Source organism: Microbacterium sp. LWH7-1.2, assembly GCF_038397755.1.
Lineage (GTDB): Bacteria > Actinomycetota > Actinomycetes > Actinomycetales > Microbacteriaceae > Microbacterium.
The window spans coordinates 374,916-394,459 of the sequence record NZ_CP151637.1 but is presented as its reverse complement, the minus strand read 5'-3'; the positions used below and the strand labels follow the sequence as shown (position 1 = coordinate 394,459).

The 19,544-nt window shown below is 69.3% G+C and carries 19 protein-coding genes; 5 read left to right on the top strand and 14 right to left on the bottom strand.

Annotated elements, in window-relative coordinates:
- Positions 1–23: 23 nt before the first annotated feature.
- A complete protein-coding gene (locus tag MRBLWH7_RS01840) occupies positions 24–701 on the top strand; it encodes an SIMPL domain-containing protein (protein WP_341998614.1) in 678 nt (225 codons plus the stop codon).
- Between the two features lie 60 nt (positions 702–761).
- Here MRBLWH7_RS01840 and smpB read toward each other — a convergent pair whose 3' ends face one another.
- The 4 genes from smpB to prfB all read right to left on the bottom strand — a co-directional run bounded on the left by smpB (position 762) and on the right by prfB (position 4,573).
- Complete coding sequence (smpB, locus tag MRBLWH7_RS01835; protein WP_045296901.1) at positions 762–1,238, bottom strand: SsrA-binding protein SmpB; 477 nt, start codon at positions 1,236–1,238, stop codon at positions 762–764.
- A gap of 71 nt (positions 1,239–1,309) precedes the next feature.
- A complete protein-coding gene (ftsX, locus tag MRBLWH7_RS01830; protein WP_341998612.1) occupies positions 1,310–2,224 on the bottom strand; it encodes a permease-like cell division protein FtsX in 915 nt (304 codons plus the stop codon).
- Complete coding sequence (gene ftsE, locus MRBLWH7_RS01825) at positions 2,221–3,363, bottom strand: cell division ATP-binding protein FtsE (protein ID WP_341998611.1); 1,143 nt, start codon at positions 3,361–3,363, stop codon at positions 2,221–2,223. The genes ftsX and ftsE overlap by 4 nt, the downstream gene beginning before the upstream one ends.
- A gap of 97 nt (positions 3,364–3,460) precedes the next feature.
- On the bottom strand, positions 3,461–4,573 hold the full coding sequence (gene prfB, locus MRBLWH7_RS01820; protein WP_116193014.1) for a peptide chain release factor 2: 1,113 nt from the start codon (positions 4,571–4,573) through the stop codon (positions 3,461–3,463).
- 25 nt (positions 4,574–4,598) lie between these two features.
- Between prfB and MRBLWH7_RS01815 the strand changes: the two genes are divergently transcribed.
- Positions 4,599–5,921, top strand: coding sequence for an MFS transporter (locus MRBLWH7_RS01815; protein WP_341998607.1), 1,323 nt, complete (start codon positions 4,599–4,601; stop codon positions 5,919–5,921).
- Between the two features lie 92 nt (positions 5,922–6,013).
- Positions 6,014–6,247 (top strand): hypothetical protein, encoded by a 234-nt coding sequence (locus tag MRBLWH7_RS01810; RefSeq protein WP_341998605.1) that lies wholly within the window; start codon positions 6,014–6,016, stop codon positions 6,245–6,247.
- 8 nt (positions 6,248–6,255) lie between these two features.
- Here MRBLWH7_RS01810 and MRBLWH7_RS01805 read toward each other — a convergent pair whose 3' ends face one another.
- Complete coding sequence (locus MRBLWH7_RS01805; protein ID WP_341998603.1) at positions 6,256–7,230, bottom strand: helix-turn-helix domain-containing protein; 975 nt, start codon at positions 7,228–7,230, stop codon at positions 6,256–6,258.
- A 122-nt stretch (positions 7,231–7,352) separates the two neighbouring features.
- Here MRBLWH7_RS01805 and MRBLWH7_RS01800 point away from each other — a divergent pair, with 122 nt between their 5' ends.
- The gene (locus tag MRBLWH7_RS01800; protein WP_341998601.1) at positions 7,353–11,204 is read left to right on the top strand and encodes a S8 family serine peptidase; all 3,852 of its coding nucleotides are present in this window, start codon (positions 7,353–7,355) and stop codon (positions 11,202–11,204) included.
- Between the two features lie 65 nt (positions 11,205–11,269).
- Here MRBLWH7_RS01800 and MRBLWH7_RS01795 read toward each other — a convergent pair whose 3' ends face one another.
- Positions 11,270–12,094 carry an RIO1 family regulatory kinase/ATPase gene (locus tag MRBLWH7_RS01795; protein WP_341998599.1) on the bottom strand — a complete coding sequence of 275 codons (825 nt, stop codon included), beginning with the start codon at positions 12,092–12,094 and terminating at the stop codon, positions 11,270–11,272.
- 427 nt (positions 12,095–12,521) lie between these two features.
- Between MRBLWH7_RS01795 and MRBLWH7_RS01790 the strand changes: the two genes are divergently transcribed.
- On the top strand, positions 12,522–13,127 hold the full coding sequence (locus tag MRBLWH7_RS01790; RefSeq protein ID WP_341998597.1) for a response regulator transcription factor: 606 nt from the start codon (positions 12,522–12,524) through the stop codon (positions 13,125–13,127).
- Between the two features lie 20 nt (positions 13,128–13,147).
- On the opposite strand, the gene MRBLWH7_RS01785 is transcribed toward MRBLWH7_RS01790, so the two are convergent.
- From MRBLWH7_RS01785 to MRBLWH7_RS01750, 8 genes are all read right to left on the bottom strand, one after another.
- Positions 13,148–13,600: a pilus assembly protein TadG-related protein gene (locus MRBLWH7_RS01785; protein WP_341998595.1), complete on the bottom strand. Its 453-nt coding sequence runs from the start codon at positions 13,598–13,600 to the stop codon at positions 13,148–13,150.
- Complete coding sequence (locus MRBLWH7_RS01780) at positions 13,597–14,070, bottom strand: TadE family protein (protein WP_341998593.1); 474 nt, start codon at positions 14,068–14,070, stop codon at positions 13,597–13,599. Before MRBLWH7_RS01780 ends, MRBLWH7_RS01785 begins: the two co-directional genes overlap by 4 nt.
- Positions 14,045–14,446 (bottom strand): TadE/TadG family type IV pilus assembly protein, encoded by a 402-nt coding sequence (locus MRBLWH7_RS01775; RefSeq protein ID WP_341998590.1) that lies wholly within the window; start codon positions 14,444–14,446, stop codon positions 14,045–14,047. The genes MRBLWH7_RS01780 and MRBLWH7_RS01775 overlap by 26 nt, the downstream gene beginning before the upstream one ends.
- A 37-nt stretch (positions 14,447–14,483) precedes the next feature.
- Complete coding sequence (locus tag MRBLWH7_RS01770) at positions 14,484–14,672, bottom strand: hypothetical protein (RefSeq protein WP_341998588.1); 189 nt, start codon at positions 14,670–14,672, stop codon at positions 14,484–14,486.
- A gap of 98 nt (positions 14,673–14,770) precedes the next feature.
- Entirely contained in the window at positions 14,771–16,396 is a 1,626-nt protein-coding gene (locus MRBLWH7_RS01765; protein ID WP_341998587.1) for a recombinase family protein, read from the bottom strand.
- A gap of 157 nt (positions 16,397–16,553) precedes the next feature.
- Positions 16,554–16,856, bottom strand: a complete 303-nt coding sequence (locus MRBLWH7_RS01760) for a hypothetical protein (protein WP_341998586.1) — start codon at positions 16,854–16,856, stop codon at positions 16,554–16,556.
- A 122-nt stretch (positions 16,857–16,978) separates the two neighbouring features.
- Positions 16,979–17,581 carry a hypothetical protein gene (locus MRBLWH7_RS01755; protein ID WP_341998584.1) on the bottom strand — a complete coding sequence of 201 codons (603 nt, stop codon included), beginning with the start codon at positions 17,579–17,581 and terminating at the stop codon, positions 16,979–16,981.
- A gap of 163 nt (positions 17,582–17,744) precedes the next feature.
- Entirely contained in the window at positions 17,745–19,544 is a 1,800-nt protein-coding gene (locus tag MRBLWH7_RS01750) for a tape measure protein (RefSeq protein ID WP_341998583.1), read from the bottom strand.

Genomic DNA, 19,544 nt, shown 5'->3' with positions numbered 1-19,544 from the left:
GGGTGACGGGTTAGGGTCTGAGCATGAGCGACGTCGTCATCACCGTCCGCGGGGAGCACGAGACCCGCATCGCCCCGGAGCGCGCGATCGCGCACCTGACCATCCGCGCCGAGGGACCCGAGCGCGGCGCCGTCGTCGAGCGGATGGCGGCACTCACCGAACCCGTGCGCGACGACCTCGCTTCGCGGAAGTCCGCGGGCACCGTCACCGAGTGGACGAGCCAGCGCGTGTCGGTGTGGTCGGAGCGCCCGTGGAACAACGAGGGCAGGCGCCTCGCACCCGTGCACTATGCCACCGTCGACTTCTCTGTCACGTTCACCGACTTCGCCGTGCTGTCGTGGTGGGCGGGCGAGGTCGCCGAGCGCGAGGGTGTGCAGCTCGGCTGGATCGAATGGAAGCTCACGCCCGAGACGAAGGCTTCCGTGGAGCGGGAAGTCGCTACCGAGGCCGTAGGCGTGGCCGTCACCCGCGCGACCGCCTACGCCGCGGCCCTGGGCCTCTCGGACGTCACCGCCGTCGAGCTCGCCGACGTGGGACTGCTCGCGCATCCGAGCACTCCGGAGATGGCGCCGGCGCCGCGCATGCTGATGGCGAAGGCGTCGTTCGCCTCGGACGCGGCAGGCGGTGGACCCGCGGTGCAGCTCCAGCCGGAGGACATCGTGATCTCGGCGGCCGTCGAGGGGCGGTTCACGGCCCGATGACCTCTTGCCGCGCACTGCGCGGCAGACGCTGCCGTACCACTGGTTCCGCAGCGCTCGGCGTCACTCGCCGAGCCGGTTGCGGGAGCGCATCGCGCGCTCCGCCTCGCGCTTGTCTTCGCGCTCGCGGATCGTCTGGCGCTTCTCGAACTCGCGCTTGCCCTTCGCGACGGCGATCTCGACCTTGGCGCGGCCGTCCGAGAAGTACAGCTTCAGCGGGATCAGCGTGTAGCCGCCCGCCGAGATCGCGTGCGAGAGCTTGACGATCTCCTCCTTGTGGAGGAGGAGCTTGCGCGTGCGCTTCGACGAGTGGTTCGTCCAGTGGCCCTGCGAGTACTCCGGGATGTGCACCGCGTCGAGGTACGCCTCACCGTTGTCGATGTACGCGTAGCCGTCGGAGAGGTTCGCGCGGCCCTCCCGCAGCGACTTCACCTCGGTGCCGGTGAGCACGAGACCCGCCTCGTACGTCTTCTCGATCGCGTACTCGTGGCGCGCGCGACGATTGGTCGCCACGACCTTCTCCCCGCGTTCCCTGGGCATGATGTCTCCTCGCTGATGCCGCCCACCCCGGACGGCAGCCTGTCAGTCTACCCCTGCGGCGGGGCGGAGGATCACGCGCGGAGCCATCTGCGGATCGCGAAGCTCGCCGACAGCGCCGCGAGGACCACCCCGACGAGGATCAGGACGGGCACCACGATCCACGCGTCGGCCATGCCGACCCACGTCGTGACGAAGTCGACCCGGTTGCGCAGGTAGTTGTTGACGCCGAAGTGCACGCCCGCGATCACGGCCGCGCTCGCGAGGATCGATCCGAGGAGCGCCGCGATCACACCCTCGAGGATGAACGGCGTCTGGATGAAGCGGTTTGATGCCCCCACCAGGCGCATGATGCCCAGTTCCCGTCTTCGCGCGAAGGCGGACAGACGGATCGTCGTCGCGATCAGCAGCACCGCGGCGATGAGCATCAGCACCGCGATTCCCACCGCGATGTACGTGGCGATCGTGAGCGCCGAGAACAGCGGGTCGAGGTATTGCATCTGGTCCTTGACGAGCTCGACCCCCTGCATCCCGCTGAAGGCCTCGATGATCACGTCGGACTGCTCCGGGTCGACCAGCGTGATGCGGAACGTCTCGTTCACCTGCTCGGGCGTGATGACGCTCGCGTTCTCTTCGCCGGCGATCTGAAGAAGCTCGTCGTACGCCTGCTGGTGATCGAGGAAGGTGAGGTCGCGGATGAGCGGCGCCAGCGCGCTGCCCTCGAGCTTCGTGCGCACCTCTTCGACCTGCTCGGGGCTGGCCTCGCCGGCCGAGCACGTCGCCGGGGTCGAGATGCTCGTGCACATGTACACGGCGACCTGCGCGCGCTCGACCCAGAAGTCGCGCATCGTGCCGATCTGCATCTGCATGAGGATCGCCGCGCCGACGAACGTCAGCGACACGAACGTGACGAGCACCACCGACACGACCATCGAGAGGTTGCGCCGGAGGCCGGTGAACGCCTCCGACATGATGAGTCCGAACCTCATGACGTGGGCCCCACTTCGTCGTCGCGGGCGTCCAGCCCGAGGCGGTCGGCAAGTCCGAGTTCCTCGACCTGCAGCTCGACGGCGTCGACGAGCGGGATCGGCTGCGTGTGCGTGGGCTTCGCGGGAACGGATGCCGCGTCTTTCGGCGCGTCCTCCCCCACGGGCTCATCGAGGGCCTGCGCGAGCCCCTCCGCCTGCTGCGCCTCCGCCGCGGTGACGGCGACAGCAGCGGCGGCGGCTGCCGCGGCCGCCGCGACACCGGCGGATGGGGACGCGGCCGGGGACGCAGCATCCGTCTCCGCGCCGACGAGTTCGTCGTCGTCCTGCACGGCGGTCGGGTCGAGGCCCGCGGCGGCGGCGATGGCTGCCTCACGCTGCACCTCGAGCACGGCGGTGAGAGCCGCGACCGCGGCGGCGCCGCGCTCCGGCTCGGGAGCCAGGCTCGGCAGGCTCGACCGGTCGCCGTAGCCGCCGTGACGCTCGTCGCGGATGATCTCGCCATGGCGCAGCTCGATGACGCGTCGCTGCATCTGGTCGACGAAGCCGGCCTCATGCGTGGCCATCACGACGGTGGTGCCGCCGGCGTTGATGCGCGCGAGCAGCTGCATGATGTCGATGGATGTCGCGGGGTCGAGGTTTCCCGTCGGCTCGTCGGCGAGCAGGATCTGAGGCCGGTTGACGAGCGCGCGGGCGATCGCCACGCGCTGCTGCTCACCGCCCGACAGCTCGTGCGGGAATCTCTTCTCCTTGCCGGCGAGGCCCACGAGGGCGAGCACTTCGGGGACCGCCTGCTGGATGAACCCGCGCGACGACCCGATGACCTGCAGAGTGAACGCGACGTTCTGGAACACGGTCTTCGTGGGCAGTAGCCGGAAGTCCTGGAACACGGCGCCCACGTGCCGTCGGAAGTACGGCACCTTGCGGTTCGACAGCGTGCGCAGATCGCGGCCGAGGACCACCACGCGCCCTTCGGACGGCGTCTCCTCGCGGAGGATCAGGCGCAGGCAGGAGGACTTGCCGGACCCCGACGCGCCGACGAGGAAGACGAACTCCCCGCGCAGCACCTCGAAATCGACATCGCTCAGGGCGGGTTTGGAAGTGCCGCGAAAGCGCTTCGTGACGTTCTCGAACCGGATCATGGCCTAACGAGCCTATGCGGACCGCCCTGGTGGTGGCCCAGCGACACTCATCGTTTGCGCATCGGTTCGCCGGCGCACGCCTCGGGTCGAGGCGCGATCAGTCGTCGTCGTCCTTGCGCTTGCGCCAGCGGATGCCTGCCGAGATGAAGCCGTCGAGATCGCCGTCGAAGACGATCGCGGGGTTGCCGACCTCGTGACCGGTGCGGAGGTCCTTGACGAGCTGCTGGCCGTAGAGGAAGTACGAGCGCATCTGATCGCCCCAGCTCGCGGTGATCGTGCCGGCGAGCTCCTTCTTCTTCGCGGCCTCCTCCTCGCGCTTGAGCAGCAGCAGGCGGGTCTGGAGGACGCGCATGGCCGCCGCGCGGTTCTGGATCTGCGACTTCTCGTTCTGCATCGACACGACGATGCCGGTCGGGATGTGCGTGAGGCGCACGGCCGAGTCCGTCGTGTTGACCGACTGGCCGCCCGGGCCCGACGAGCGGAACACGTCGACACGCAGGTCGTTCTCGGGGATGTCGACCTCGACGGCCTCCTCCATCACCGGGATCACCTCGACCGCGGCGAAGGACGTCTGGCGCTTGTCGGCCGAGCCGAAGGGGCTGATGCGCGCGAGGCGGTGCGTGCCCGCCTCGACCGAAAGCGTGCCGTACGCGTAGGGCGCGTCGATCTCGAACGTCGCCGACTTGATGCCGGCACCCTCCGCGTAAGAGGTGTCCATGACCTTGACCGGGTACTTGTGGCGCTCGGCCCAGCGCAGGTACATGCGCAGGAGCATCTCAGCGAAGTCGGTGGCGTCGTCGCCCCCCGCACCCGATCGGATCGTCACGACCGCGGAGCGCTCGTCGTACTCGCCGTCGAGGAGCGTCTGCACCTCGAGCTGGCTGACGATGTCCTCGAGCTCGGCGATCTCGTGGCGGGCCTCTTCGGCGGAGTCCTCGTCGTCCATCTCGTTGGCGAGCTCGACGAGCACATCGAGGTCGTCGAGGCGCTGCTCTACGTCCGTGATGCGTTTGAGCTCGGCCTGACGGTGGCTGAGGGCGCTGGTCACCTTCTGCGCCTTCTCGACGTCGTCCCAGAGATTGGGAGCGCCGGCCTCCTCGCTCAGGCGTGCGATGTCGGCGTTGAGTGCCTCGACGTCGACCACGGCCTTGATGTCGGCGAACGTGGAGCGCAGGGCCTGGATATCGGCGGAGGGATCGAAGTCGAGCATGACACTCCAGACTAACGTGGAAGCGATGACCGATCACGCCGACTCCCCCACCGCTCGTGCCGTGCTGTGGCGGTTCGGCCCGATGGTCTACGGCCCCACCGTGCTGTTCGCGCTGGGCGAGGGAGCCGTCATCCCGCTGATCCCCGTCATCGCGGCGCAGCTCGGTGCGGATGTCGCGACCGCGGCGCTCGTCGCCTCCGCGCTCGTCGTGGGGCAGCTGTGCGGCAACATCCCCTCCGGCTGGGCGGTCGCCCGCATCGGCGAGCGTCTGACGATGGCGATCGCGGGCCTCCTCTCCCTGGCGGGCGTTGTCGGCATGGCGCTCGCGCCGTCGCTCGCCATCTTCGCGATCTCCGTGTTCCTCATCGGCTTCTGTGCGGCGGCCTTCGGCCTGGCCCGCCACTCGTTCATGACGACGCGAGTGCCGTTGACGTTCCGCGCCCGCGCCCTGTCTCTTCTGGGCGGCACCTTCCGCCTCGGGATGTTCGTCGGTCCGTTCGTCGCCGCGGGCCTCCTCGCGCTCACCGGAGACGAGAACGCCACGATCTGGTTCTTCGGCGGATGCCTCGTCGCCACGGTCCTTCTCGTGCTCCTCGGTCCCGACCCCGAGCGGCAGTTCTTCGCGCCGCCCAGGCCCTCGACGCTGCGCGAAGACGCGGTCGACACCGAGGACACCGGCGAGCCGGTCACCGGCTCGATCCCGCTTCGGCAGGTCCAGCGCGCGGGCGGCGACTCCGGTCCGGGCACCGGCGTCATCCGCACGATGTGGCGGCACCGCGGCGTGCTCTCGACCCTCGGCCTGGCGGCAGCATCCCTCTCCGCCGTCCGTTCCGCCCGCCAGGTCGTGCTGCCGCTGTGGGGTGTGTCGATCGGCCTCGACGCGCAGACGATCGCCCTCGTCGTGGGCGTCTCGGGTGCGATCGACTTCGCCCTCTTCTACGCCAGCGGCCAGGTGATGGACCGCTTCGGCCGGCTGTGGGCCGCGCTTCCGGCGATGATCCTGATGGGCGCGGGGTTCGTCGCGCTCGCGTTCACCCACGACCTCCCGCAGGCGGCGATGTGGTTCGCGATGTTCGCGGCGGTCCTCGGCGTCGGCAACGGACTGTCGAGCGGCATCCTGCTCACACTCGGCGCCGACGTCGCTCCCAAGGCCGACCCGGCGCCCTTCCTCGGGTCGTGGCGCACGCTCACGGACGCCGGTGGCGCGGTCGCGCCACTGCTCGTGTCGGGCATCGCCGCCGTCGCCTCCCTCTCCGTCGCGACCGGGGTCATGGGCGCGATCGGCCTCGTCGGCGCGCTCGCCTTCGTGCGGTGGGTCCCGCGCCACGTGCCGCGGGGCCACCCGTGAGCGAGGTCGTGCACTTCTGCCGCAGTCGCAACGACGGGCGGCGATGCACCCGACCGTTCGGACACCCGGGCCTGCACCGCCACCGCACGATCATGTGGACGGACGCCGGCGCCGATCCCGCACACTGCCGGGGGTCGGGCGAGCCGGGCTCCCCCGCAGCGACGCTGGCCGACGGCTTCCCCGATGGCCGCGCGCTGTGCCCCGTATGCCTCCGTTTCCTCCCTCTGGACGACGGCCGGCTGCCGGCGCACGACACGTCAGACGCGGCGGAGACGGATGCCGAGTCCCTGCGTCGCCGCGATTGGTTCAACGCCTACGGCTGGTAGCGGCCGTCTCACACCCAATTCCGCCGCACGGCCTCCGCACCCAGCTGCATGCGGGTCGTGACCCCGGCGGTCTCCATCAGCTCGGCGACCCGGCGCTGGACGGTCCGCAGTGAGATGCCGAGCTGCGCGGCGGCGGCAGCATCCGTCACGCCCAGCAGGAGCAGGCGGAGCAGATCACTGTCGACGTCATCGACCACGGGCACGGCGGCGACCGGCAGGAACTCAGTGGCAGCGCGCCAGTACTCCTCGAAGATCGACGTGACCAGGTCGAGCAGACCGCTCGGGTGGATGAGCAGCGCCCCGAACCCCCCGTCCTCTCCCTGCGAGCGCATGGGGACGAGCGCCATCTGATCGTCGGCGATGAACATGCGGGTCGGGAGCGTCGGGAGCACCCGGATCTCCTCGCCGATCTGGGCCATTTCGCGCGCCGCCGCGAGGAAGCCCGGGCGTTCGAGCACCGCGTTCTCGACGATCACGCGATAGCGCACGCCCCGGGCGAGCGCGCGATCCTCCTCGATGTTCTCCTCCCCGCTGAGCAGGGCGACCTCGTGCAGCACGAGCACCCGCACCTGTTCGACAGAGGCGGCCTGCAGCTGCGCGACGCGCTGGCGCACGGCGTCGTCGCCGATGACGACGTCGACCACGTCCGCCACGCTGCGCTGTTCGGCGGATCGCCGGTAGAGATCGCTCAACTCGACCAGCGCCTCGTGCGCGCGGGTGAGCCCTCGCTCGCGCTCGAGCAGCAGCGGGCGCAGGGAGATCGACGGCGGGGATGCCACATACCGGTCGCTGCGGGCCGCCTGGCGCGCGAGCAGGCCGAGGCGCTCGAGCTCGGCCACCATGGGCCGTACGCGGGGCAGTGACATGCTGAGCGCCGAGGCGATCTCGGACATCGATGCCGAAGGCTGCTGCAGCACGCACCGATAGACGGCCGTGTGGGCCTCGTCGAGGCCGAGTGCATCGAGCACGGTGTTCTCCCCCACGACCTCATCGTCGCCCGCCAACCGCGGCGGATGGTGGCCATGGCATTTCTCCGCCACCCACTTTAGGTGGGCGGGCGGCGAAGGTGGGGTTACGGATCCCCCACAACCCGAGAGGCTCGCGCATGTCACGACCCCAGCCCATCGGCCGCCGCCTGCGTCCGATCGTCGCCGCCACGAGCGGTCTGGCGATCGGAATCGCAGGCATCGGCCTTGCGACTCTGCCGGCAGCCGCCAGCCCGGCACCCGCCGCTCCCCCCGCGACGGGCGCCACCGCCGGCGACTCCCACACCGTCACGCTCATCACCGGCGACCGGGTCACCGTCACCGACATGTCGGACGGGACGCACACGGTATCGGTCGACACCGCCATCGACGGCGCCGGCGTCCAGACCTACGAGGTCGGAGACGACCTGCACGTCATTCCTTCGGCCGCCATGCCGTACCTGGCCACCGGCGCGCTCGACGAGGATCTGTTCAACGTGTCGCTGCTGATCGACTATGGCTACGACGACGCGTCGGTCGACGCGACACCCATCATCATCGAGCAGGACGGCGCGACGGCGCAGACGTTCGCCGCCCCGGTGCCGGGCATCGAGGTCCAGGCGCCGCTGGAGAGCATCGGCGGCGCGGCCGCCACGCTCGGGCACGGCGACGCCGCCGCGGCCTGGCAGTCGCTCACCGCATCGTCGGCACGCTCGTTCTCTGCGACGCCGTCGCTCTCGGGTGGCATCGAGGCCATCCACCTCGACGGCAAGGTGCGCGCCACCCTCGACTCCAGCGTCCCCTACATCGACGCTCCCGGGGCCTGGGCGCAGGGCTACACCGGCGAAGGTGTTACGGTCGCCGTGCTCGACACCGGCTACGACGACACCCACCCCGACCTGCAGGGCCACGTGCTGGCCGACTCGAAGAGCTTCGTGCCCGGCGAAGAGGTCGACGCCGACCCCAACGGTCACGGCACGCACGTCGCGTCCACCATCGCCGGCACGGGAGCTGCCAGCGGCGGCACGCACCGCGGCGTGGCCGATGGCGCGGAGTTGCTGGTCGGAAAGGTGCTCGGCGCGGACGGGTCCGGCCAGGACTCGTGGATCATCGAGGCGATGGAGTGGGCCGCCCAGCGCGCGCCGATCGTCTCGATGAGCCTCGGCTCGTCGGAGGCATCCGACGGCAAGGACCTGATGGCCGAGTCGCTCAACCAGATCTCCGAAGAAACCGGTGCGCTGTTCGTGGTCGCCGCCGGGAACGCCGGCGCGGCCGAGACGATCGGCGCTCCCGGCTCCGCCAAGGAGGCGCTGACGGTGGGCTCCGTCGACGACCCCTCCGGCTCCCTCTCGTACTTCACGAGCCAGGGTCCTCTGGCGCGTTCCGGCGCGATGAAGCCCGACGTGACAGGCCCCGGCAGCAACGTCACGGCCGCGCGGTCCGCCGACAGCCGGGGCGACGGCCCTTACGCGACGATGAGCGGCACCTCGATGGCGACGCCGCACGTGGCCGGCGCTGCCGCGATCCTCCTCGGCGCACACCCGGACTACACCGCCGACCAGCTGAGGGCCGCGCTCGCCAGCAGCGCCCTCGACCTCGGCTACACGCCGTACCAGGGCGGCACCGGGGTCATCAACGTCGCCGCCGCGCTCGACGCCCCCGTCGTCGCGTCGGGTTCCGGCGACTTCGGGATGCTCGCCTGGGGCCAGGAGCCCGCTCCGGTCACGCGCACCATCGACTACACGAACCGGACGGATGCCGAGCTGACGGTCGCGCTCGAGCCGACGCTGAGCGACACCACACCCGGTGACGGCAACGAGCCCGGGCCGCTGTCGGCGGCCATCGCCTTCGACGCGTTGAACGTCGACGCCGGCTCCCTCACGATCCCCGCCGGTGAGACCCGCTCGGTGACGATGACGGTCGACCCGTCGAAGGTTCCCGCGGGCACGCAGCTGTCGGGTGCGCTGGTCGGACTCGTCGGCGGCGAGGCCGTCACGCGCACCGCCCTGGGAACGATCGCCGAGGCCGAGCGTTACGACCTCACGCTCACCGCGACCGACTTCGACGGCAACCCGACGACGACCTACGCGTTCCTCTGGAACCCGGCCACCCAGTTCGCCGAGCCGATCCTCGTCGACGGCGCGACGACGCTGCGCCTCATGAAGGGCGACTACTCGATCGTCTCGTTCATGGAGCTCAACCGGACGCCCGACACCATCGCGAGCGTGCTCGTCGGTGAGCCCACCCTGGAGCTCGACGGCGACAAGTCGGTCGCCTTCAACGCGCGCGTGGCCAAGCAGGTCACCCTCGACGTGGGCACGGACGGCCTCGAGTCGGTCTTCCGACGCATGGATGTGAAGGTCGACGACTTCATGGCGAGCGCCGCGATGCCGGTCTGGACCGACGAGATGTGGGCGCAGCCGATGAAGATCGACGACGCCGACTTCGACTTCACCACCCGGTGGCGTCAGCAGACGCCGCTCCTCACGGTCACGGCAGGCAAGAAGCAGCTTGACCTCATCGTCCAGCCCGGATCCACTCTCCTCGAAGGGTCGTTCAAGGCGACGGCGGTCGACGCCGGCGCCGGCAGGCCAGAGGAGCTCGCTGCGGCACACGTAGACGGCAGGATCGCCGTGGCGACGCGGTCCGAGGAGCTTTCGGCATCCCAGCAGGCGGCGAACGCCGCCGCCGCGGGCGCCAAGCTCCTCATCCTCGTGAACGACGAGGACGGCGAGTTCAGCACGTGGGTGGGTTCGGAGGTGGACTACTCGGACGTCGCCATCCCGATCGCCGGTGTGAGCGGGGTCGAGGGACGTGAGCTGCTCGCGCAGCTCGGCGCCGAGAAGAAGGCCACGCTGTCGGTGGTGGGCGTCCCGACGACGGACGTCGTCTACGACATCGCGGAGTACGCCGACGGCGAGATTCCCTCGGACATGGCCTACAAGCACTCCTCGAAGGACCTCGCGCGCATCGACACGCGCTTCCACGGCCAGAAGGAGGAGCTCGCGGAGTTCCGGTACGACTTCGTTCCGGGCGCCCAGTACGGCAACGGGTTCCCGTTCCGCGCCCAGCGCGGCATGGACCGTACGGAGTGGGTGAACACCGATCAGCTGCGATGGAACCAGTGGGTGGCTGTCACGTCGGTCATGTGGGAGATCCGGGACATGCAGACCACCTACGAGCGCGGCGAACGCACCAGCGAGGAGTACTTCGGCGGCATCGTGCGGCCGTACGTCGCCACGGGCTTCTGGGTTCCCTACCGAGTGTCGGACTACGCGCAGGTGAACATCCCGAGCTGGGCCGACGGCGGTGACGCGCAGCACACGGGCACGTTCGACACCTGGATCGAGCCGTCCACCGTGCACCAGTCGACGGATCTGTATCTCGATGGACAGCTGGTCAAGCAGACCGAGCACCAGGGGGCGAACATCTTCGACCTGCCCGACGGCGAGCAGAGGTGGCGCGTGGTCAGCACAGCGACCCACGACGGCTCGCACCTCGGAGGCTCCACCAAGACGGTGAGCGACTGGAGCTTCACGTCCGAAGGCAAGCTCGGCGACTGGAACAACCGTCTGCTGCCCCTGATCCAGGCGTACTACCACGTCGACGTGAACGTCGACAACCTCGTGGGCGAGGGCCGCAAGAAGGGTTCGGCCATCCAGCTGGGCCTCGAGCTCGGCCACGTCGCGGGCACGGTGCCCGCCGGCGCGATCACCGAGGCGACGCTCGAAGCTCGGGCACAGAACGGCGAGTGGAAGCCGGTGAAGCTGACCTCCGCGAAGACGGATGCCCCGACCGGCGCCGTCGAAGGCGACGGCGACATCTTCGTCAAGAGCCGCGCATGGGTCAGCGGCTTCACGGCGCAGATCCCGGTGTCCGACGAGGGCGGCTGGGTCGACCTCCGCGTCACGGCGGAGGACGGGGAGGGAAACACCTTCACTCAGGAGATCGAGAAGGCGTTCGAAGCCACTCCGGCCAAGGGCGTCCGCTGACCCCCTGAGTCCGAAGACCCCGGCGCACGCGCGCCGGGGTCTTCGGCGTTCGAGCCGGACGAGCATCACCAGAGCATCGCGACGAGGTGGGCGAACACGTCCTCGGGATCGTTGTCGAGGCCCCGCCTGGTGAACCAGGTCGAGACGTTGACGACGTCGCGATAGAGGAAGTCGAGCCCTTGCGGATTCGCGGCGACGTCGACGACCTGCGGCAGATCGATGACGACGACGCGGCCGTGATGATCGAGCAGGTTGTACGGCGAGAGGTCGCCGTGCGCGAACCCGGCGTGGGCGAACGCCTCCAGGATGCCGACGACCTGCTCGAAGGCGCCCCGCAGCTCCGAGCCGCGCAGGCGACTCTGCGCCAGCCGTGGCGCGGCGACGCGTCCGTCGCCGATGAACTCCATGAGCACCTCGGTGTCACTCACCTGTACGGGGTACGGCACCGGGACGCCGGCGCGCCAGGCACGGCAGAGCGCGTCGAACTCACTCACCGCCCAATGTCCCGCCGCCACGGAACGCCCGTACGCCGTCTTGCGGCCCACCGCCCGGGCGTCGCGGGTGTTGCGCATCGTGCGCCCCTCCTCGTAACTGCCTGAGCGATGGAAGTCGCTGTGGTGCGAGCCGCGGTAGCGCTTGGCGGCCAGGAGCACGCCGCCGGCGCCAGGCACCGCGCGCTCGATCAGGTGCACGTCGGCTTCCTTGCCGGTCTTCACGATTCCGAGCTCGGTGTCGAATGCACCGGACGCGGTGACGACCCACGCGGGGTGCGGCAGCGGGCCGCGCTGGGTGGGTGGGGACGCGGGCCACGTGGACCAGCGCTGATCGGGGCCGGGTTCGAGATCCGGCGAGAGAACGGATGCGGACGCGTCGAGGCGTTCGGATGACATCGGTGAGACACTCCAGGGCTGGAGGTCGCCGCCGGGTCAACGTGTGCGGGCGACCTCGCGGAAGGGAACAGGGATGCGAGGCATGACGAAGACAGCCATCGTTCTTCCTCCTTCCGGTCGGGGTGCGGTGGCACCGGTCCGGCATCACTGTAACGGACGCCGGGCGGCCGCATCCACCCCCTGCATCTCCAGGCGCGGCGAAGCGACGACGGGCACGGTCCCGTCGCCGCTTCGTCAGCTGCCGATCGGTCCCCCTCGAGTCGGCGGAGCCGGTCCTGAGACGTGCTTCTCCCTTTCCCCGCGCCACTGCCGGCCGTACGCTAGGAACGGCGTGGGGACGCGACAATCGGGGGAATGCGCAAGGGATTCCCGGGGAAATACCTAGGTCGTCCGTCTTGGCGGGAGGCGCGCGATTCGGGGAGGAATCGTGAGCACAGAAGAGTCATTCGCCCTGGTGGTCGCCGGTGACCACGTCAGGGCCGATTACGTGACGCTGCTGGGGCGTCTGGGGTTGCGGTCGATGGCGTTCGCAAGGACGACGGATGCTGCCGCCACTCTGAACGGCGTCGCGCCGGACGTCGCCATCCTCGAGGTGGAGGATGGTGGGTGCAGCTTCCTCAGGGAGCTCCGGGATCGGTACGGACCCGACATGCCCGCGGTGCTGGTGTCAGCAGAGCGGACGACACCCGCGGACATCGTCGCGGGCCTGCTCGTCGGCGCCGATGACTACGCTGCGGAGTCCATGGACAGCGAGGAGTTCCTGGCACGCGTGCGACGACTCATCGAGCGCACGCGTCCGTCCCGCGGCGCGACCGCGGACCTCCGGCGCCTCTCGTCCCTCACGCCGCGCGAGCGGCAGGTGCTTGCGCTCACGACCGAGGGGATGACGCAGAAGCAGGTCGCGACCGAGATGGGCATCAGCATCAAAACGGTCGGCGCCCACATGCAGAACCTGCTCGGCAAGCTCGGCGTGCACTCGCGCGTGGAGGCGGTGGCGCTCGCCGCGCGCGCCGCGGCCGGCGCCGACCTCTAGCACGCGGTGCGCACCGCGCGTCAGCGCAGCGCGGTACGGCTCGTCGCGGTGGCTTCGAGCGCGACGCCGTCGGGCACGAACATCGTGACGATGGGCGGATGCCACTGCCCTGCGACCGTCACCCGTGCGGACACGCCGTCGGGGGTCGACGCCGAGACGAGACGCGCGTCGGGACGGACGGAGCCCATCATGGCCTCCGCCTCTCGGCGCACGCCCGCGTCGGTGAGCGTGGCCACGGGCTCGCCGGCGACCACCGACAGGTCGAAGCCGTCCGCAGCGGCCAGGGCCGCAGCATCCGCGACGGCATCGAGCTGCTTCTGCGCGAGATACAGGCTCGTCGCGGCCGTGCACACCAGGATCACCGCGATCGCGAGCACGGCGTAGCCGAGGGTGAGAATGAGCACGCTGCCCTCGTCGTCGGCATCGTGGGCCTCCGCGCAGGCGGCACGGGCGCGGCGCACGCGCGCGATCACCGTTCGCTCCAGAAGCGCGAGACCTTGTGCGCGGCCGAAGCCTCGATCGGGATCGCGGCGATGCGGTCGAGATCGAGCACCGGCGGCACGAGCGGCAGGGTGACCGTCGCGCGGACGCTCACGTGCAGAGTCGCGCCGGCCCTCGGGCACGCGGCGCCGGAGGGCGTGCAGTCGAAGGAGAGGTCGACGTCATCGAGTCCGTATTCCCGCGACACCGCCGCCAGCACGGCGTCCGCCCGGGCACGGGCGTCATCGGCGTCGCTTGCCGTCGAGACGGCACGCGCGACGTGACGTGCCGTGGCCTCCGCTCCCAGGCTCTGCCCCTGAATGAGCCCGAGCGCGACGACCAGGTAGACGAGCGGCACGAGCAGGAGAAGCCCTACGAGGATGAACTCGAGCGCCGCGGAGCCGCGGTCGTCGCCGAGCGGGTCCGTGGGAGGAACATCAGTCGAAGGATTCGACGGGTGCATGCGCCGTCACCTCCAGCCCACGCGCCGCCCCGAGCAGGCCGACCAGTGGCAGCGTCGCCCGGACGCGCACCTCGACGGTCTGCTGACCGAGCGACGCCGTCTCGTGCGCGGTGACGTCGGTGGCGTACTCGGCGCCGATGGTGCGACCCACGATGTCACGCGTGCGCTGAGCGCCGTCGGCGAGCGTCGTGTCGGCGAGGGCGGCGTGGTAGGCGCCCTCGACCGCGGCGTCGTGAACGACGTTGCGGACGTACACCGCGAGGCCGAACTGCAGCACGCCCAGCGTGAGGACGGTGAGCAGCGCGCCGACGAGGATGAACTCGACAGGACTGGCCCCGGCGTCGTCTCGGAGGTCCGCGACGAGTCGGGCCCGCATGCCCGACCTCGCGCGGGCCAGGACGACGCGCACGGCGTCAGAGCCCGGAGACGCGGCTGATCGCCTGCTCGAACAGATCGGCAAGCGCAGGACCGGCCATCGCCCAGATCACGACGACGAGCCCTGCGGTCATCAGAGTGATGAGGACCCAGCCCGGCACGTCGCCCCGCTCGTCGTCGGCGAGGTCGCGCGCCCCCGCGTGAAGTCGAGCGGTGAGGCGCAGCATCCGTGCTTTCATCATTTCTCCCTCCGGCCGTCAGCCGAGTCCGAGTCGAAGCATGAAGATCCCCGGGAAGACCGCGAACAGCACGCTGAGCGGCAGGATCAGGAAAACCAGCGGGAAGAGCGTTCCTGCTCGGCTGGCTTGCGCTCCGTCCCCTCCCCCTCCATAAACATCGACGGGTCGAGCACCCCGTGAATCGTGATCGACTGCGGTCGCCCGGCCACGATGTCCGACACGATCACCCGCACGTCGAGCAGTTCGACCACCCGGCGGCGGACCTCAGCGCTGGCATTCTCCAGCCGCCCCCGCGCCCGCTCGGCGAGCGCCGCCACGTCCGTGATCCGCTGGGCCTGGTCACCCCGGCGCGACTGCATCGCGGCGAAGCCGTCCAGCCGCTCCCGCACGTCCACCAGTTCGGCCCGGAGCCGCTCCACCGTCGCCAGGTGCTCCGCCGGGTCGTCGGCCATCAGGTACAGGTCCTTCGCGCGGGTGAGTGCTCGCTCCAGGGTGGCCTCCTGCTTGCGGAGTGCCGCCAGCATCGGGGCGTCATCGTTGAGGTCGGCGTCGTCGTCCAGTTCGAGCCACTGCCGCGCGAGGCGCTCCAGCCGCTCCGGGTCTGCCAGCATCGCGGCCAGTTCCGCCCACACCGGCCCATCGATGGCGGGGCCCTTGATCTGGGTGCAGGAGCACCGGGGCTGTTCCTTCGACCGGTACCGCTTGCCTGCACACAGGTAGTAGGGGTTGGGCTTCGATTTCGTGGTGACCCCGTCGTAGTGCTTGCCGAGGTCGCACGGACCGAACAACCGACCGGTGAGCAGTTGGCGAGCGGGAGCCGAGGGCGTCCACGACGCCTTGCGGTTCACCGCCCGCTGAAGGGACTGCCACTCCTGCCGGGTGAACACCGGGTCACCGAGGTTCACCGTCACGGTGTCGCCATACTTCGGGGTGCCGTCGCGGTTCACCTTCGTGGCGTGCGAGTTCGCCGCACGGTATCGCGCGCCTGTCTTGCCCCACTGGGTCTCCCCCGTCCACAGAGTCGGGTTGGTGACGGTCTGACGGACGGTCTGGTACTGCCACGTCCCAGCCTGGCGAGGGTGCAGGCCCAGGAGGTTGAGGCGTTCGGCTACCTCTGCGGTGGACAGCCGGTCCTTGACGAACAGACGGTGCATCGTGCGGAGCACCTCACGCTCGCGCTCATCGGGCACCGGGCGTGCGTCCTTCTTGAGCCCTTCGAGCCGCCAGCCGAACGGGGGCTTCGAACCCGGCCACCGGCCCATGCGCGCCGACCCACGCTGACCGGCGGCGGTACGTCCGACGATGGTGTCGCGTTCCATCTCGGCGAACCCGGCCATGAGCGTCCGCATCAGCTTGCCGTGCGGCGTGCTCATGTCGATCTGCTCCTTGACGAGCACGAGGTCGACGCCCATCTCGGACAGTCGGTCTGTCTCGCGGATAGCGTCACCGGCTTTGCGCGCGAAGCGGTCGAGCTTCGACACAACGACGGCGTCGATCTTGCCGTCGCGGGCGTCCTGGAGCATCCGCCGCCACTGCGGGCGGTTCGAGTCGGTGCCCGACAGCCCCTCATCGACATAGGAGTCGACCAGTTCCCAGCCGCGTGCCTTGATGGTGGCTTCGCAGATTTCGCGCTGTTCTGGCAGGGAGGTGTTGTCGATCTGGAGGTCGGTGCTTACCCGGGCGTAGTAGGCGGCGCGGATCTTGGCGTTCATCGCTGGCCACCCTTCCGGCGCTGACGTTCGATTTCGGCGGCGCACTCACGGCACTTCGGTTTGCGCCACTCGCGGTCCTCGCGGACACGCCCGAACGCGGACAGGGGCTTAGCCTGTCCGCACTTCGTGCAGGTCTTGGTGGCTTCGGCGATCATGGTCACTTGGCCGCCTCGGCCTTCGCCTCGGGCTTCGGGGCCTCGGCCTTCGCGACGAGGCGTTCGGCGGCTCGGGTGAACTTTGCCTGGAGCGCGGCGGACGGCAGGGACTTCGCGGACGAGGCGATCATCTGCTTGGTCACCTTGCCGCCGTCCTGGATCGTGTTGAAGAGTTCGGCGACGAGCACCGACACATGCCGGGCGTCGTGGCCGGGGCGGTACATCGCGCGCTTGCCAACCTCCTGGCCGCACCCGCAGGCGCAGGCGTTGACGGGAATCTGGGTGGCGATCGCCTTGGTGTTCATCGGGTGTTCCTTCGCTTGATTGGGGTATCCTAGATTCGAAGCTATCTTCGACTCTCTACCTAAAATCCAAGCATGGCGTATGCCACGTGCACAATGCTGCAACTATGTCTGACCTGGGATTACTAACTCCCAAGTCGTTTGGAGAGCTTGCCGCGTAGTCCCGGCGTGCCGAGCTTGGCTAGCGCTGTGAGCCGGGGCATCGCGCCGCCATTCACAAGCCGCACGAGCCGCTCAACGTGCCGGGTATCGTGCCCCGGCAGGTACCGACCGCCACGGGTCCACCCGCCACAGTCGCACGAGCACCGACCGGCCCTCGGGTCACGCTTCCGCGCCGGGTCACTGGTCGCGCCTGCCCACGTTCCACCTTCGGGTTTGGCGATGTCGGCGTAACGCTTGCACAGCGCGAACACCGACATCGGGCAGTCGAGGCACGCATCAGCAGCGGTCTGTTGCTCGCCGGGATCGTCAGACACCCAGTCGTCGGCACCCTCTCCGAGACACGGCACCACCTGGCCCCGCTCCTTCGCCAGCAGGAGCGCGTGGCACAGGTCGTCGTATGCCTGCTCGGGGGTCTCCCCGGCCTCTCGCAGGGCCTTCCGTGACTTCCGGGAGGCGCGGACCGGTGCGAGGGGGGTGAGCGTCCCCGAGGGCTCCGGAAAGGCGTCCGGCGAGAGAGCCATAAGCGGGACGGACATCCCTACTGGAAGCAGCGCGGTAGTCGTCATCGGTTGTTCTTCCTCTCCTGGCGAGCGCGGATACAGGCTCGGCATTCCCGATCGCCGTTGGGACGGAGCTTCACGTTCGCCGGGTCGCTCATGTCGTGCATGCCCGACCGGCAGGGGTCAGCCGGTCGGCGGGCCACCGACGCGAACTCGAACTCCGCCACCGTCAGTCCTTCACCCGGGGTGAACCGAGCGCCGCGTACAGCGCCTCTTCGGCGCTGAGGCTCTGGTTCTCGACGGCGTTGTAAGTGATGTTCTTGACCGTCGTGGTCACGGGCCCCGTGCCGCCCCCACCCCGGCGTGCCGAGTTCAGCCCCGTGTCAGTCGGCATCGCCATCGTGTCCCGGAACGCCTGCTCGATGTCCGACTTGTGGTCGTTGAGGCCGAGAATCGCGCCCTTCGCGACGTTGCCCATGATGTACTCGCGCATCACCCGGCTCGGGCTGTGAATCCCGAAGATGCCAGCGATGGTGTCGACGATCCCGCCGAAGGTGTTCTCGAACCACGACGACACCGACTGCCACACCGACTTGAGTCCCTCCCACAGGCCGTTGATGATGTCGCGACCGATGTTGTAAAGCCAGCGGCCGGCCCCGGTCAGGAGGTCGTTGATCGCGCCCGGGATCGAGGTGAACCAGTCCACGATGCCGGACCACACGTCGGCGATGATCGAGCCGACTCGCGACCAGATCGCGTCCCAGTTCGCGACGAAGAACACGATCAGGTTGACCAGCCAGCCGATGTAGAACTGGAACAGCCCCTTGGCGAACGCGACCACCCCGTCCCACATCGACGTGAAGAACGACCCGATGGCGGACCACACGCCGTTCCACCATCCGACGAATCCGTCGATGACGCCTGTGGTCCAGGAGATGAAGCCCTCCCACACTCCGGTCCACCAGGACACGAGGCCGTCCACGATGGCGGTGAACCAGGACACGAACCCGGCCCACACATCCGTCAGGAACTTGGTCGCGGTGTCCCAGTTCTGGATGAGCCAGACGATTGCCGCCACGAGGGCGACGATCCCGAGCACGATCCACGTCATCGGGTTGGCCAGCAGTGCGACCGTCCAGGCGGCGGTGGCCGTGACTGCCGCCCACAGCGCCGGGGCGAGGACCACGAGCAGCGCCACGCCGATACCCGAGATAAGCGGGACGAGCAGTCCGGAGTTGCCGATGAACCACGCCAGTGCACCCTGGAACGCGGTGAATGCAGGCTTGATGACTTCCAGCGCCTTGACCAGTTGACCCTGGATCGTCGCCGCGAGGTTGCCTGCCGCACCTTCGAACGTCTTCGTGCTCTCCGCTGCTTCCACTGCGATCGGGTCGGTGCCGACCTGCTGAATCGCTGCGTTGAACTCTTCCGCCGTGATCTGCCCTTCCGCCATCGCATCGCGGAAGTTCCCCGTGTAGGCACCGGCGTCGGCGAGGGCCTGCTGGAGCACCCCCGAGGCCCCCGGGATCGCTTCGGCGAGTTGGTTCCAGTTCTCCGTGGTGAGCTTCCCGGCACCTGCTGTCTGGGTGAGGACCGACCCCACTCGTCCGAAGGTCTCCGGAGAGCCACCCGCCACCGCGTTCAGGTTGCCCAGGCTCATCGCGAGGGAGTCGTAACCCTCCACGCCGTTGGCCGCGAGCTGAGCGGTAATCGACTGGATGTCGCCCAGGCTGTAGGTGGTCGAGTCTGCGTAATCCTGGGTCTTCTTCTTGAGGGCGTCGATGTTCTTGCCATCCACGCCCGCGAATTCGAGGGTCTTGGCGAACTTGTCGGTGGCGTCGGATGCGGCGGCGGCGTCACCCACGTAGTTGACCAGTGCGGAGGTTGCCGTGCTGATGGCGTCGGCGGCGACGTTGCCGAACGCGGAGGCGATGCCTGCGCCCTTGGCCGACCAGCCCGAGGTCTTCTTGTCGAAGTCGGAGTCATCGACTGTGACCTTGGCGACCAGCGTGCCGATGTCGAGTGCCAC

Coding starts and splice junctions, on each gene's coding strand:
- MRBLWH7_RS01840 (WP_341998614.1), top strand. CDS start 24: ATGAGCGACGTCGTCATCACCGTCCGCGGGGAGCACGAGACCCGCATC.
- smpB (WP_045296901.1), bottom strand. CDS start 1,238: ATGCCCAGGGAACGCGGGGAGAAGGTCGTGGCGACCAATCGTCGCGCG.
- ftsX (WP_341998612.1), bottom strand. CDS start 2,224: ATGAGGTTCGGACTCATCATGTCGGAGGCGTTCACCGGCCTCCGGCGC.
- ftsE (WP_341998611.1), bottom strand. CDS start 3,363: ATGATCCGGTTCGAGAACGTCACGAAGCGCTTTCGCGGCACTTCCAAA.
- prfB (WP_116193014.1), bottom strand. CDS start 4,573: ATGCTCGACTTCGATCCCTCCGCCGATATCCAGGCCCTGCGCTCCACG.
- MRBLWH7_RS01815 (WP_341998607.1), top strand. CDS start 4,599: ATGACCGATCACGCCGACTCCCCCACCGCTCGTGCCGTGCTGTGGCGG.
- MRBLWH7_RS01810 (WP_341998605.1), top strand. CDS start 6,014: ATGTGGACGGACGCCGGCGCCGATCCCGCACACTGCCGGGGGTCGGGC.
- MRBLWH7_RS01800 (WP_341998601.1), top strand. CDS start 7,353: ATGTCACGACCCCAGCCCATCGGCCGCCGCCTGCGTCCGATCGTCGCC.
- MRBLWH7_RS01795 (WP_341998599.1), bottom strand. CDS start 12,094: ATGTCATCCGAACGCCTCGACGCGTCCGCATCCGTTCTCTCGCCGGAT.
- MRBLWH7_RS01780 (WP_341998593.1), bottom strand. CDS start 14,070: ATGCACCCGTCGAATCCTTCGACTGATGTTCCTCCCACGGACCCGCTC.
- MRBLWH7_RS01775 (WP_341998590.1), bottom strand. CDS start 14,446: ATGCGGGCCCGACTCGTCGCGGACCTCCGAGACGACGCCGGGGCCAGT.
- MRBLWH7_RS01770 (WP_341998588.1), bottom strand. CDS start 14,672: ATGCTGCGCCTCACCGCTCGACTTCACGCGGGGGCGCGCGACCTCGCC.
- MRBLWH7_RS01765 (WP_341998587.1), bottom strand. CDS start 16,396: ATGAACGCCAAGATCCGCGCCGCCTACTACGCCCGGGTAAGCACCGAC.
- MRBLWH7_RS01760 (WP_341998586.1), bottom strand. CDS start 16,856: ATGAACACCAAGGCGATCGCCACCCAGATTCCCGTCAACGCCTGCGCC.
- MRBLWH7_RS01755 (WP_341998584.1), bottom strand. CDS start 17,581: ATGACGACTACCGCGCTGCTTCCAGTAGGGATGTCCGTCCCGCTTATG.